Raw genomic sequence first — 12,334 nt, 5'->3', positions numbered from 1 at the left:
CTCCCGCAGGGCCCTCCTCTCGGGGGTGGCCGCCGGCGCTGCGGTCGCCGCCGTCGGCACACCGGTGCCGGTCGCCGTCGCCGACAGCAAAGGCGAGGCCGGACGCCCCACGCTGCCCCCGCCCGACGCCCGCGCACTCCGGGCGGCCATCGACGACCTGGGCCACCCCCGCGCCTCCGGCGCCCAGTTGCGGGTCAGCGGCTCGGCCGGCCGCTGGTACGGCACGTCAGGAGTCGCGGACCCGGCGACCGGGCGGCCCGTGGGGCTGAACGACAAGGTCCGCGCGGGCAGCATCACCAAGACCTTCGTGGCCACGGCCGCGCTCCAGCTCGCCGACGAGGGGCGGCTGCGCCTGGAGTCCCCCGTACGGCACTACCTCCCCACCCTGCTCCCGGAGCGCTTCGGCGCCATCACCGTGGCCCAGCTGCTCAACCACACCAGCGGGCTGCCCGACCACGTCGGGCTGCCGGACCTGAGCACTCCGGAAGCGGTGCTGCGGCACCGGTTCGACCGGTGGACGCCGCAGCAGATCGTGGCGACGGTCACCGGCGGACAGCTGAAGTTCCGCCCCGGCAGCAAGCAGGAGTACCGCGGCATCAACTACGTGCTGGCCGCACTGGTCATCGAGCAGGTGACGGGGCGGCCGTACGGTCTCGTGATACGCAACCGCATCCTGCGGCCGCTGCGCCTCGGGCACACCTCGTTCCCGTCGGCCAACGGGAACGAGGTGAGCATCCATGGCCCCCATATGCACGGCTGTCTCGAGATGAGCGACGGAACGCTCACGGACATCACCGAGTTCGACATGTCCGTCTCGCACGCGGACGGCGAGATCGTCACCAGCACCGGCGACATGCACCGCTTCCTGGCCGCGCTGTTCTCCGGCTCACTGCTGCCCCAGCGGCAGCTGCGGAAGATGTTCACGCTGCCGCCCAAGCACGTACGGATGCTGGACGGCAGCCCCGCGCGCTACAGCACCGGCCTCCAGACGGCCACGGTCAACGGCGTCACCCTGTGGGGGAAGACCGGCGAGCAGTACGGCTACGCCGCGGGGATGTTCGCCACCCGCGACCAACAGCGCCGCCTGGTCTGGGCGTTCACCCCCGTACGGCTGGGCGCCTCCCAGTCACCGATGGCCCAGCGGATCGCTGACGCCGCCACCACCCCACGCCGCTGACAGACATGGGCAGCCCCTCAGCCACGCGCCCCTTCTGGGCGCAGCCGCTCCGAAAGAATGAGCTGCAACTCCCGTGCCGCGCGGGTCGGAGAAACATCGCCGCGGTGGGCCACCGAAATGGTGCGGTGCAGTCCCGGCGAGGCGAAGCGGGTGACCCGCAGGCCGGAGCGGGCGGCGACCATGCTGGGGACGACCGCCAGTCCGAGCCCCGCGCGGACGAAGCCGAGCACGGCGTCCATCTCGCCGCCCTCCACCCCGAAGACGGGTTCGAACCCGGCGTCGCGGCACGCGGCGACGGTCAGCTCCCGCAGGTCGTAGCCGCGCCGGAACATCGCCAGCGGGCGGTCGCGCAGGTCCTGGACGCGGATACGGGAGCGCCGCACCGGCGCCGGCGCGTCCGGGGGCGAGACGACGACCAGCTCCTCGCTCAGCAGCTCGGCCGTGGTGAGCACCGGGCCCTGGCCCGGCAGCGGGGTGATGATCAGGGCCAGGTCCAGCTCGCCCGCCGCCAGCACCCGCACCAGGTCCTGGGAGCCGTCCTCATGGACGACCAGCTCCACTCCGGGGTACCGGTCGTGGAAGGCCCGCAGCACATCCGGGACCACGCTGGCGCACAGGCTCGGCGGCGCCCCCAGCCGCACCCGCCCGCGGCGCAGCTGCGCCACCTCCTGCACCTCGCGGCGCGCCGTCTCGGTGTCGGCCAGCACCCGCCGGGCCAGCGGCAGCAGGGCCTCGCCGGCGTCGGTGAGGGAGATGTGGCCGCGCGCCCGGTGGAAGAGCTCGGCGCCCAACTCCCGCTCAAGGGAGCGGATCTGCTGGGAGAGGGAGGGCTGTGCGACGTGCTCGCGCTGGGCCGCCCGGGTGAAGTGGCGGGTCTCGGCGACGGCGACGAAGTAGCGGAGCTGCTGCAGCTGCATAGGGCAAGGATACGGAACAATGATAGGCGGCTCCTATCGTCCGCAGCTGCTCTATGTCTTGGACTGATGCCGTCTTCCGTCCCTACCTTTCATGACCATGGCGACGGTTACCCGTACTCCCGGCTCCCAGCGCCCCGGACCCCGGCCACCGGTCCGGCCGCGGGGCGGCTTTCTGCGCACCCTGTGGGGCTCCACGATCGGCAAGAAGACGGTCATGGCGGTCAGTGGGCTGCTGATGCTGGCCTATCTGCTCGTCCACATGTTCGCCAATCTGAAGGTCTTCTTCGGCCCCGAGGAGATGAACGGCTACGCGCACTGGCTGCGCACCCTCGGTGAGCCGCTGCTGCGGCACGGCTGGTTCCTGTGGATCGCGCGGGCGGTGCTGCTCGCCGCAGTGGTGCTGCACGGCGTCAGCGCGTACCAGCTCAGCAGGCGGGACATCGCCGCGCGCCCGGTCACATACCGGCACCAGCGGCGGCAGGCGAGCTACGCCACCCGCACCATGCGCTGGGGCGGGATCATCCTGGCGCTGTTCATCGTCTGGCACATCCTCGACCTGACGACGGGCACGGTGAACCCGCGCGGCCAGGAGGGCCACCCGTACGAGAACATCGTCGCCGGCTTCCAGAACTGGTACGCGAACGTCATCTACATCGTCGCGATGCTCGCCGTCGGCCTGCATATCCGGCACGGCTTCTGGAGCGCCGCACAGACCCTCGGAGTGACCCGCCCCGGCGCGGCCCGCGTGCTCAAGGCCGGGGCCAATGTGCTCGCGCTGGCGATCACCGCCGGTTTCCTCTCCGTACCGATCGGCGTCATGACGGGAGTGGTGAAATGAGCACCCCTTACCAGAGCTACCGCACCGGCGACCCGCTCGCCGACACCAAGGCGCCCGAAGGTCCCATCGCCGAGCGCTGGAAGCGGCGCCGCTTCGAAGCCAAGCTGGTCAACCCGGCCAACCGCCGCAAGCACACCGTCATCGTCGTCGGCACGGGGCTGGCCGGCGGCTCGGCGGGAGCCACACTGGCGGAGGCGGGCTACCACGTCGTCCAGTTCTGCTATCAGGACTCGCCGCGCCGCGCGCACTCCGTCGCGGCACAGGGCGGCATCAACGCGGCGAAGAACTACCGCAACGACGGCGACTCGGTGCACCGCCTCTTCTACGACACCGTCAAGGGCGGCGACTTCCGCTCGCGGGAGTCCAATGTGCACCGGCTGGCGGAGATCTCGACCGAGATCATCGACCAGTGCGTGGCGCAGGGCGTGCCGTTCGCCCGCGAGTACGGCGGGCTGCTGGACACCCGCTCCTTCGGCGGCGTCCAGGTCTCCCGCACCTTCTACGCCCGCGGCCAGACGGGGCAGCAGCTGCTGCTCGGCGCCTACCAGGCGCTCTCGCGGCAGATCGCCGCCGGCAACGTGGAGATGCACCCGCGCACGGAGATGCTGGATCTGATCGTCATCGACGGGCGGGCCCGCGGCATCGTCGCCCGCGATCTGCTCACCGGCCGGATCGACACCTACTTCGCCGACGCGGTGGTACTGGCCACCGGCGGCTACGGCAACGTCTTCTATCTGTCCACCAACGCCAAGAACTCCAACGCCACAGCCGTCTGGCGTGCGCACCGCAGGGGCGCGTACTTCGCCAACCCCTGCTTCACCCAGATCCACCCCACCTGCATCCCGCGCTCCGGGGACCACCAGTCCAAGCTGACGCTGATGAGCGAGTCGCTGCGCAACGACGGCCGCATCTGGGTGCCCAAGGCGGCGGGCGACGACCGCGCGCCGCAGGACATCCCCGAGGACGAACGCGACTACTACCTGGAGCGGATCTACCCCTCGTTCGGCAACCTCGTCCCCCGCGACATCGCCTCCCGCGCCGCGAAGAACGTCTGCGACGAGGGGCGCGGCGTCGGCCCCGGCGGCCAGGGGGTCTATCTGGACTTCGCGGACGCCATCGCCAGGATGGGCCGAGCGGCCGTCGAGGAGAAGTACGGGAACCTCTTCGAGATGTACGCACGGATCACCGCCGAGGACCCGTACACCCGCCCCATGCGGATCTACCCCGCCATCCATTACACGATGGGCGGGCTGTGGGTCGACTACGACCTGATGACCACCGTTCCGGGGCTGTTCGCCATCGGGGAGGCCAACTTCTCCGACCACGGCGCCAACCGGCTCGGCGCCTCCGCGCTGATGCAGGGCCTGGCCGACGGCTACTTCGTCCTCCCGGCCACACTGGGCGACTATCTGGCCCGTCACCCACACGAAGACGTCGACCCCGACCACCCGGCCGTCCACGACGCGGTGTTCGCCGTCACCGACCGGCTCTACGCGCTGCTGTCCAACAACGGCGACCGCACCCCCGACTCCTTCCACCGCGAGCTCGGCGAGCTGATGTGGGACGAGTGCGGGATGTCCCGTACGGAGGAGGGGCTGCGCAAGGCGCTGGAGCGAATTCCCGAGCTGCGGGCCGAGTTCTGGCAGCGGATCAGGGTGCCGGGGTCCGGTGAGGCGCTCAACCAGTCGCTTGAGAAGGCCAACCGGGTCGCCGACCATCTGGAGCTGGCCGAGCTGATGTGCCTGGACGCGCTGCACCGCTCCGAGTCGTGCGGCGGGCACTTCCGCGAGGAGTCCCGTACGGCCGACGGCGAGGCGGCGCGCAAGGACGAGGAGTTCTGCTACGCCGCGGCCTGGGAGTTCACCGGCGTCGGCGAGGCCCCCGTGCTGCACAAGGAGGCCCTCCACTTCGAGTACGTCCACCCCACCCAGCGGAGCTACACGTGAACCTGACCCTTCGGATCTGGCGCCAGCCGGACGCCTCGGCGGACGGCGAGATGCGCACCTACGAGGTGGCGGACATCTCCCCCGACATGTCGTTCCTGGAGATGCTCGACACCCTCAACGAGACGCTGATCGAGCGCGGCGAGGAGCCGGTCGCCTTCGACCACGACTGTCGCGAAGGCATCTGCGGCGCCTGCGGCATGGTCATCAACGGCCAGGCGCACGGCCCGGAACGCACCACCACCTGCCAGCTGCACATGCGGCACTTCGCCGACGGCGACACCATCGACATCGAGCCCTGGCGGGCCGCGGCCTTCCCCGTCGTGCGGGATCTGGTCGTGGACCGGTCCGCGTTCGACCGGGTGATCGGCGCGGGCGGCTACATCACGGCCCCGACCGGCGCGGCGCCGGAGGCCCATGCGACGCCGGTGCCCAAGCCCGCCGCCGACGCCGCCTTCACGCACGCCGAGTGCATCGGCTGCGGCGCCTGCGTGGCCGCCTGCCCCAACGGCTCGGCCATGCTGTTCACCTCCGCCAAGGTGAATCACCTGAACGTGCTGCCGCAGGGCGCTCCCGAGCGGGAGAGCCGGGTGCTGGGGATGGTCGACCAGATGGACGCCGAGGGCTTCGGCGGCTGCACGCTGACCGGCGAGTGCGCCACGGCCTGCCCCAAGGGCATTCCCATGCCGTCGATCGCCGCGATGAACCGCGAGTATCTGCGGGCAGCGGCCAAACGGTGATCTCTGCCCGCCTACAGTGGGGCGGATGACCACCCAGCGGCCCACCCTCCCCGAGCTGGCGCGCCAAGCGCTCTCGTCCGTCCAGCGCGGCTACGACCTCCTGGCCCCGAAGTTCGACCACACCGAGTACCGCACCCCGGACACCGTCCTGGACGCCACCGCCCGCGCCCTGAGGGCGAGCGGTCCGTTCACGGACGGCCTCGACCTGTGCTGCGGCACGGGCGCGGGAGTCCGGGTGCTCCGCGAGGTGTGCACGGACCGCACGGTGGGCGTCGACTTCAGCGCGGGCATGCTGGCGGAGGCCAGGTACGCGTACGCCACCGCGGCGCCTCCCGCCCCCCACTGGGTGCGGGGCGACGCGCACGCGTTGCCGTTCCGCCGAGCCACCTTCGACCTGGTGGTCAGCTTCGGCGCGTTCGGACACTTCCTGCCCGCCGAGCGCCCGCACCTGTTCGCGCAGGTGCGGGCGGTCCTGCGGGAGGGCGGCACCTTCGCGTTCCCGATGGCGGCCCCGCCCCGCCCCGGCACGGCGGCGTACTGGGCGCTGCTCGGGTTCGACGCCGCGATGCGGGTGCGGAACGCCGTGTGGCGGCCCCGCTTCGTGATGTACTACCGCACCTGGCCACTGGCCGAAGTCCACCGCGATCTGCTCGAGGCCGGCTTCGATGTCACCCTGCACCAGCTCCCTGAGCTGGGCCACCGCGATGACGGCGCACCCCGCTGCCGCTTGATCCTGGCGACGAAACGCTGATCCTGGAAGGGAACACATGACCAGTGAACGGCCTGACCAGCCGTCCCAGCAGCCGACCGGTTACGGCCCCTGGTGGTCCGAACTGAACGCCGTCGGCGGGATCGTCCTCATCCTGCTCGGCATCGGCACTGCGGTATTCCTGTTCCTGGGGCCGTGGAAGCCGCAGGAGCACCTGGGCGTTCTACACGGCGCCGCCAAGATCGTGGCCATCGGCCTGGTGGTGGCGGGCACAGCACTGATGGCCCGCCGACGGGGCGGCGTCGACGGCTGATCGCCCTACAGATAAATCTGTCTCTTGCACTTCGTGCAGTGCTTCGCCCCTCGGGGGACTTCGTGCTGACAGGGCTTCTTCCAGTTGTCGGCCATGGGGAGTTGCCTTCGGAGATCAGTCACAGCCACGCCCCCGGTTCGAACCGGTACGGGCGCGTGATCATCTCCCGGTAGGTGAGGTGCTCCGGGCTCTCCTTCAGGTGGCGGACGACCCATTTCTGAGATACCGACTGGGTGGTATGTGATCCGCTGGTCTGCTCGCACACGGCGCACTGCATCGTGAATGTCACCGGCTCGGCGTCCGGCTCCGCATCTGGGACGAGCCTGAACTCGCGGAGTCGGAAAATGGCGCGGGTCACCTACGCACCGCCGCCTTGCCACCGTGCTCCGGGTGCCGCCGCAGCAGTACGACGCAGTCGGTGACCCTGCTCCAGTCCCCCACCGTGCGAGCCGCCACCCGCTCCCTCTCCAGACGGGCGCACTCCGCGCAGGTTGCGGGCTTCATGCCACTCCTCTCCGTAGTTCCGTGACTACCAAGGGGATTCAGCGTGGCCCAGGCTGGGGAACCATTCAACGTGTCAGAGGGGAACGGAAGGTCGGTGAAAGCCCGTTGAACCGCAAGGAGTTGGACCCGGACAGCTCTCCCCAAGCAGCCTTCGGCGCACGCCTGCGCAGCATGCGCGAGGCGCGCGGCTGGAAGCAGGAGGAGCTGGGAGAGAAGACGGGATATTCCAGCACGCACATCTCAGCCGTGGAAACCGGTCGCAAGATGCCGACCTTGCGCTTCTCGCGCAGCGCGGATGTTGCCTTCGGCATCGCGGACACGGCGGACACGTTCGAGCGCCAACACCGCGAGATCCGCCACGGCAGTTTGCTGGAGGGCTTCCCGCAGTTCGTTGACTACGAAGGGCGAGCCGTAGAGATCCGACTGTACGAAGTGGGTGTCATCCCCGGCCTACTGCAGACCACGGAGTACGCAACGACCCTGGCTGACAGTGTCGTCAAGCGTGGGGCTATCACCGAGGAGCAGGCACACGAGCGGGTCACGCTCGTCGCGGAACGGCAGGCAGCACTCAACCGGACGCCCCCGCCGTTGGTCTTTGCGACGCTGGACGAAAGTTGTTTGCGTCGGCCCGTTGGCAAACCGGCCCTCATGAACGCCCAATTGGAGCGGCTGATCGAGTTCGCCCAGCTACCGAACACCGTGCTGCAGATCGCGCCGTTCAGCATGGGGGCTCGCCGCCCGCTCAGCCTGCCGGTCACGATCCTCACGATGTCGGACCGTTCACTGATGTCCTACGCCGAGTCCGCCCAGCGAGGTCATCTCGAAAAAGACGGCAAGTTCGTACTGCCGATGCTGACGGCCTACCATCAACTACAAGCTGAAGCCTGCTCTCAGGCGGAATCCGTGGCCACCATCAACCAGTTGCGAAGGGGCACCCAGTGACGACCGAAACCCCCCGTTGGTGCAAGTCCTCCTACAGCGAGAACGGTGGCCAGTGCGTGGAGGTCGCCACGAACTTCGCCCCCACCCACACCACCGTCTCCATCCGCGACTCCAAAAACCCCACCGGCCCCCTCCTCAACATCCCGGCCACCGCCTTCGCCGACTTCATCACCAGCATCAACGCCGAAGACTTCGGAGGCACCAAGTGACAGCCGAAACCCCCCGCTGGCTCAAGTCCTCCTACAGCGAGAACGGTGGCGCCTGCGTGGAGGTCGCCACCAACCTCGCCACCTCACACGGCACCGTCCCCATCCGCGACTCCAAGAACCCAACAGGCTCCGTGCTGGACTTCCCCGCGGCTGCCTTCTCCGCCTTCGTCGCTGGCGTCAAAGCCGAAAGATTCCGCACCTTCTGAAGGCCCGTCCAGTGCTGCCCCATCGCGCGGGTCCGAGACACACAACAGCGACCGGCTTCCTCAGGTGAGATCCAGGGTGACGCGCAGGGAGGAAGAGATCCGGTCCATGGTCTCGGTGTCGACGGTGCCGAGGAACTCGCCGGCGGTCAGGCGCTTGTCGGTCAGGGCGGTGAGGTCGATGGCGACGGCAGCACCGCGCACAGGGTGAGCCAGGGGGGTGGTGACGACGGTGTCCGGAGCGCCCTGGGTCTCGTCGATCATCATGCACACGGCGGTGCCGGGCAGGGCGTCAAGGGCGGCGTCCGACTCGACGATGACCACCGCCCGGCTCTTGGCGGCCAACTGAACACGCCAGACCTGGCCCCGGGCCAGCGGCGTCACGCGACATCCTCGCCGAAGATGTCGGCAAGCTCCTCCGTGTCGTTCGCCGCCCGCTCGCGCCAGGCTCGCAGGGCGGGCGCCGCATCGCGGAGTTGCTGGGCCCTGAGTGCGTGCTCGATGTAGGCCGACAGGTTGCCGCCGGAGGCGGCGCGTGCATGGGCGACGAGATCGGCCGGCAGGCTGACCGTGGTGCGCGTACGAGAGCTCATACAGCTGAGCATACTTCTGTGTGACGCCGCAGTGCTACGGTCGCTGCGCGCGCGGAGGACTTCCGCCGATGACCGCAGCGCCGGGGAGACGCGCCCGAAGGGGGCGCGGGGAACTGCTCCCCCAGCCTCCGGCCGGGAGGTGCCCCCAGCAACCACAACTCACCCGCAGCCCGCCACCAGCAGACAGGGGCGACCCCCTTACCGGAAAAGGAACCCGCAGGGCGCGCCCTACCCCCGCCGGGCCCTCCGCAGGAGCAGGCCGCCGATGCCGACCAGGGCGGGGAAGCCGCCCTTGGGCATGGCCGTGGCTCCCACCGCGCCGACGCCGACCAGCACGGCCCCCGCAGCGCGCTGGGCGGCGGCGTCGCCGTGCTGCTCCGCGGAGGTGAGCAACCGGCCGCCCATCCACAGCGCGGGCGCGGCGGCCATGAACCAGAAGGCCGCCGCCCGGTCGCCGCGGTCCGGTACGGAGTTGACCACCCCGTCGCGGGCGAGCTGTGCCAAAACATCGCGGTAGAGCACGGCGCCGATCGCCCCGTGTCCCAGCGCGGTGGCCTGGAGCCACCATCCTGCCGACCGTCGCTTCATGTGCCGATCGTAGCCCGGGCCAGAGGAGTTGACCGGACCAGCCCACCCGCCGCAGCGCACGCGTGTTTGACTACCCGCATGCAGATGAAGATCGACAGCCCGTGGGGCATCAGCGTCTACGGCGCCGCGAGTGTGAACGCCACCCCCGACCTCGTGCGGCTGCGCATCGCCGTTGACCGCATCGAGCAGACGGCCGGGGGCGCGTTCGGCTCGGCACGGGAGGGTGTGGCGGCGCTGCGGCGGACGTTCCGGGAGCATGGTGTGCCGGATACGGCGGTCTCGTCGTCGCAGTTGGGGCTGCGCACGGAGTGGGAGGGGTACAACGCGAGCCGGAAGTTCCTGGGGTACCGCTGCCAGGCGGACTTCTCGGTGACGCTGACCGAGATGGACACGCTGGAGCCGCTGCTGGTGGCCGCCGTCGAGGCGGGTGCCAACCGGGTGGACAGGGTGGACTTCGACGTACGGGACAAGCCGGAACTGCGCGCCCGCGCCCGCACGGAGGCGGTGGCCGCCGCACGCCGCAAGGCCGAGCTGTACGCGGAGGCGGCCGGAGTCACGCTCGGCGCGGTGCTGCACATCGAGGACGTCGACCCCGAGGGCCCCCTCGCCTCCCGATACCGGAGCCACGCCGTCGACGCGCCATCGGGCGAGGGGGACCTGTCACCGGGCCAGGTCACCGTCCAGGGCGCCGTCCTGCTGGGTTTCGCCCTGAGGTGAGTGAGCCGCACCGGCCAGGTGTCAGCGCACCGGGTGCCCCGCGCTGCGCAAAGTCTCCTTCACCTCGCCGATCCGCAAATCCCCGAAGTGGAAGACGGAGGCGGCAAGTACGGCGTCGGCCCCTGCACCGATGGCCGGCGGGAAGTGGTCGAGCCGGCCGGCGCCGCCGGAGGCGATGACCGGGATGGTGACGTGCTTGCGGACGGCGGCGATCATCTCCGTGTCGTAGCCGTCCTTGGTGCCGTCCGCGTCCATGGAGTTGAGCAGGATCTCCCCTGCGCCCAGTTCGGCGGCGCGGTGGGCCCACTCGACGGCGTCGATGCCGGTGCCGCGGCGCCCGCCGTGCGTGGTGACCTCGAAACCGGCGCCCTCGGCGCGGCGCCGGGCGTCCACGGACAGGACGAGGACCTGGCTGCCGAAGCGTTCGGAGATCTCCCGGATCAGCTCGGGGCGTGCGATGGCCGCCGTGTTGACGCCCACCTTGTCGGCCCCGGCGCGCAGCAGCTTGTCCACGTCCTCCGTGGTGCGCACCCCGCCGCCGACGGTCAGCGGGATGAAGACCTGCTCGGCGGTGCGCCGCACCACGTCGTAGGTCGTCTCCCGGTCACCGGACGAGGCGGTGATGTCCAGGAACGTCAGCTCGTCGGCGCCCTCGGCGTCGTAGACCTTGGCCATCTCGACCGGGTCGCCCGCGTCGCGCAGATTCTGGAAGTTGACGCCCTTGACGACCCGGCCGCCGTCCACGTCCAGGCAGGGGATGACTCGGACCGCGAGGGTCATGCCTCTTGTGCTCCTTCTGCGCCTTGCTGCTGCCGGTAAGCCTCCAGCTCCACCTCGACCACGAGGCTGGGGTCGGCGAACCCGGACACGATGATCATGGACGAGACGGGCTTGACCTCGCCGAACAGCTCCTTGTGGGCGCGGCCGACCTCCTCCACGTCCCGCGCGTGCGCGAGGAACATCCGGGTCCGCACCACGCTGTCGGCGCCGAGCCCGAGGCTCTTCAGCGCGTTCAGCCCGACACCGAACGCGTTGATGGTCTGCTCGTACGGACCGCCCGCGGCGATCGCCCCGTCCACCACCGAGGTGCAGCCCGCCACCAGCACCAGGCCGTTGGGCAGCTCCACGGCGCGGGAGTAGCCGAAGGGCTCCTCCCACGGCGCATCGGACGCGATCCGGTGTATCGAGCCCATCAGGCCACCGCCTCCAACGCTTCTTCGAGGGTGAACGCCTTGGCGTAGAGGGCCTTCCCCACGATCGCGCCCTCGACGCCCTCGGACACCAGGCCCGCGAGGGCCCGCAGGTCGTCGAGCGAGGAGACACCCCCGCTGGCGATGACCGGCCGGTCGGTACGCGCGCACACGTTCCGCAGCAGCTCCAGGTTGGGGCCCTTGAGCGTGCCGTCCTTGGCGATGTCGGTGACGACGTAACGGGCACAGCCCTCGGAGTCCAGCCGGGCCAGCGTCTCGTACAGATCGCCGCCGTCCCGGGTCCAGCCGCGCCCGCGCAGCGTGGTGCCGCGAACATCGAGGCCGACGGCGATCTTGTCGCCGTGCTCGGCGATGACCTCGGCGACCCACTCGGGGGCCTCCAGCGCCGCCGTACCGAGGTTGACGCGGCGGCAGCCGGTGGCCAGCGCGGCCTCCAGGGAGGCGTCGTCGCGGATGCCGCCGGACAGCTCCACCTTGATGTCCATGGCGCGGGCCACCTCGGCGATCTGCTTCCGGTTGTCACCGGTGCCGAACGCGGCGTCCAGGTCGACCAGATGCAGCCACTCGGCCCCGGCGCGCTGCCAGGCCAGAGCCGCCTCCAGGGGATCGCCGTAGGAGGTCTCGGAACCGGACTCGCCGTGCACGAGGCGGACGGCCTGTCCGTCGCGTACGTCTACGGCGGGCAGCAGCTCAAGCCGGTTGGTGCTCACGGCGCTCTCGCTCTCTCGGC

19 protein-coding genes are annotated in these 12,334 nt (G+C 70.3%); 10 read left to right on the top strand and 9 right to left on the bottom strand.

Annotated elements, in window-relative coordinates; all coding sequences use genetic code 11:
- A partial coding sequence (locus ITI46_RS13950) for a serine hydrolase domain-containing protein (protein WP_247745948.1) occupies window positions 1–1,177 on the top strand: 1,177 nt, incomplete at its 5' end.
- A 17-nt stretch (window positions 1,178–1,194) separates the two neighbouring features.
- Here ITI46_RS13950 and ITI46_RS13945 read toward each other — a convergent pair.
- Window positions 1,195–2,094 carry a LysR family transcriptional regulator gene (locus ITI46_RS13945; protein WP_209239845.1) on the bottom strand — a complete coding sequence of 300 codons (900 nt, stop codon included), beginning with the start codon at window positions 2,092–2,094 and terminating at the stop codon, window positions 1,195–1,197.
- A gap of 97 nt (window positions 2,095–2,191) precedes the next feature.
- On the opposite strand from ITI46_RS13945, the gene ITI46_RS13940 reads away from it, so the two are divergent.
- Genes ITI46_RS13940 through ITI46_RS13920 form a run of 5 tightly spaced genes read left to right on the top strand, consistent with a single transcriptional unit; the run spans window position 2,192 to window position 6,637 of the window.
- Window positions 2,192–2,932: a succinate dehydrogenase cytochrome b subunit gene (locus tag ITI46_RS13940; protein WP_372451934.1), complete on the top strand. Its 741-nt coding sequence runs from the start codon at window positions 2,192–2,194 to the stop codon at window positions 2,930–2,932.
- Window positions 2,929–4,878 carry a fumarate reductase/succinate dehydrogenase flavoprotein subunit gene (locus tag ITI46_RS13935; RefSeq protein WP_209239843.1) on the top strand — a complete coding sequence of 650 codons (1,950 nt, stop codon included), beginning with the start codon at window positions 2,929–2,931 and terminating at the stop codon, window positions 4,876–4,878. The genes ITI46_RS13940 and ITI46_RS13935 overlap by 4 nt, the downstream gene beginning before the upstream one ends.
- Complete coding sequence (locus ITI46_RS13930; protein ID WP_209239842.1) at window positions 4,875–5,615, top strand: succinate dehydrogenase/fumarate reductase iron-sulfur subunit; 741 nt, start codon at window positions 4,875–4,877, stop codon at window positions 5,613–5,615. Before ITI46_RS13935 ends, ITI46_RS13930 begins: the two co-directional genes overlap by 4 nt.
- A gap of 25 nt (window positions 5,616–5,640) precedes the next feature.
- Window positions 5,641–6,366, top strand: coding sequence for a class I SAM-dependent methyltransferase (locus ITI46_RS13925; protein WP_209239841.1), 726 nt, complete (start codon window positions 5,641–5,643; stop codon window positions 6,364–6,366).
- Window positions 6,367–6,382: 16 nt separating this feature from the next.
- Window positions 6,383–6,637 carry a hypothetical protein gene (locus tag ITI46_RS13920; protein WP_209239840.1) on the top strand — a complete coding sequence of 85 codons (255 nt, stop codon included), beginning with the start codon at window positions 6,383–6,385 and terminating at the stop codon, window positions 6,635–6,637.
- A 118-nt stretch (window positions 6,638–6,755) separates the two neighbouring features.
- Here the strand turns inward: ITI46_RS13920 and ITI46_RS13915 are convergent, their stop codons facing one another.
- Together ITI46_RS13915 and ITI46_RS13910 are read right to left on the bottom strand one after the other, a co-directional pair.
- Window positions 6,756–6,995 carry a DUF7848 domain-containing protein gene (locus ITI46_RS13915; protein WP_209239839.1) on the bottom strand — a complete coding sequence of 80 codons (240 nt, stop codon included), beginning with the start codon at window positions 6,993–6,995 and terminating at the stop codon, window positions 6,756–6,758.
- Window positions 6,992–7,141, bottom strand: a complete 150-nt coding sequence (locus ITI46_RS13910; RefSeq protein WP_209239838.1) for a hypothetical protein — start codon at window positions 7,139–7,141, stop codon at window positions 6,992–6,994. The genes ITI46_RS13915 and ITI46_RS13910 overlap by 4 nt, the downstream gene beginning before the upstream one ends.
- 105 nt (window positions 7,142–7,246) lie before the next feature.
- Between ITI46_RS13910 and ITI46_RS13905 the strand changes: the two genes are divergently transcribed.
- Genes ITI46_RS13905 through ITI46_RS13895 form a run of 3 tightly spaced genes read left to right on the top strand, consistent with a single transcriptional unit; the run spans window position 7,247 to window position 8,498 of the window.
- The gene (locus tag ITI46_RS13905) at window positions 7,247–8,083 is read left to right on the top strand and encodes a helix-turn-helix domain-containing protein (RefSeq protein ID WP_209239837.1); all 837 of its coding nucleotides are present in this window, start codon (window positions 7,247–7,249) and stop codon (window positions 8,081–8,083) included.
- Window positions 8,080–8,292 carry a DUF397 domain-containing protein gene (locus ITI46_RS13900; protein WP_209239836.1) on the top strand — a complete coding sequence of 71 codons (213 nt, stop codon included), beginning with the start codon at window positions 8,080–8,082 and terminating at the stop codon, window positions 8,290–8,292. The genes ITI46_RS13905 and ITI46_RS13900 overlap by 4 nt, the downstream gene beginning before the upstream one ends.
- Window positions 8,289–8,498, top strand: a complete 210-nt coding sequence (locus tag ITI46_RS13895; protein WP_209239835.1) for a DUF397 domain-containing protein — start codon at window positions 8,289–8,291, stop codon at window positions 8,496–8,498. Before ITI46_RS13900 ends, ITI46_RS13895 begins: the two co-directional genes overlap by 4 nt.
- Window positions 8,499–8,558: 60 nt before the next feature.
- Here the strand turns inward: ITI46_RS13895 and ITI46_RS13890 are convergent, their stop codons facing one another.
- The 3 genes from ITI46_RS13890 to ITI46_RS13880 form a co-directional block, all read right to left on the bottom strand.
- The gene (locus tag ITI46_RS13890; RefSeq protein WP_209239834.1) at window positions 8,559–8,879 is read right to left on the bottom strand and encodes a type II toxin-antitoxin system PemK/MazF family toxin; all 321 of its coding nucleotides are present in this window, start codon (window positions 8,877–8,879) and stop codon (window positions 8,559–8,561) included.
- Window positions 8,876–9,088 (bottom strand): type II toxin-antitoxin system CcdA family antitoxin, encoded by a 213-nt coding sequence (locus ITI46_RS13885; protein ID WP_209239833.1) that lies wholly within the window; start codon window positions 9,086–9,088, stop codon window positions 8,876–8,878. Before ITI46_RS13885 ends, ITI46_RS13890 begins: the two co-directional genes overlap by 4 nt.
- A gap of 228 nt (window positions 9,089–9,316) precedes the next feature.
- Window positions 9,317–9,676, bottom strand: a complete 360-nt coding sequence (locus ITI46_RS13880; RefSeq protein ID WP_209239832.1) for a DUF6463 family protein — start codon at window positions 9,674–9,676, stop codon at window positions 9,317–9,319.
- Window positions 9,677–9,754: 78 nt separating this feature from the next.
- Between ITI46_RS13880 and ITI46_RS13875 the strand changes: the two genes are divergently transcribed.
- Window positions 9,755–10,393: an SIMPL domain-containing protein gene (locus ITI46_RS13875; protein WP_209239831.1), complete on the top strand. Its 639-nt coding sequence runs from the start codon at window positions 9,755–9,757 to the stop codon at window positions 10,391–10,393.
- 21 nt (window positions 10,394–10,414) lie between these two features.
- Here ITI46_RS13875 and hisF read toward each other — a convergent pair whose 3' ends face one another.
- From hisF to priA, 3 genes are read right to left on the bottom strand one after another with little or no spacing between them, the layout of a single operon-like run.
- Window positions 10,415–11,173: an imidazole glycerol phosphate synthase subunit HisF gene (gene hisF, locus ITI46_RS13870; protein WP_209239830.1), complete on the bottom strand. Its 759-nt coding sequence runs from the start codon at window positions 11,171–11,173 to the stop codon at window positions 10,415–10,417.
- A complete protein-coding gene (locus ITI46_RS13865) occupies window positions 11,170–11,586 on the bottom strand; it encodes a RidA family protein (RefSeq protein WP_209239829.1) in 417 nt (138 codons plus the stop codon). The genes hisF and ITI46_RS13865 overlap by 4 nt, the downstream gene beginning before the upstream one ends.
- The gene (priA, locus tag ITI46_RS13860; RefSeq protein WP_209239849.1) at window positions 11,586–12,314 is read right to left on the bottom strand and encodes a bifunctional 1-(5-phosphoribosyl)-5-((5-phosphoribosylamino)methylideneamino)imidazole-4-carboxamide isomerase/phosphoribosylanthranilate isomerase PriA; all 729 of its coding nucleotides are present in this window, start codon (window positions 12,312–12,314) and stop codon (window positions 11,586–11,588) included. Before priA ends, ITI46_RS13865 begins: the two co-directional genes overlap by 1 nt.
- Window positions 12,315–12,334 lie beyond the last annotated feature (20 nt).

This window comes from Streptomyces oryzae, from assembly GCF_017676365.1.
Lineage (GTDB): Bacteria > Actinomycetota > Actinomycetes > Streptomycetales > Streptomycetaceae > Streptomyces > Streptomyces oryzae.
This window is presented reverse-complemented; position numbering and strand designations above follow the sequence as displayed.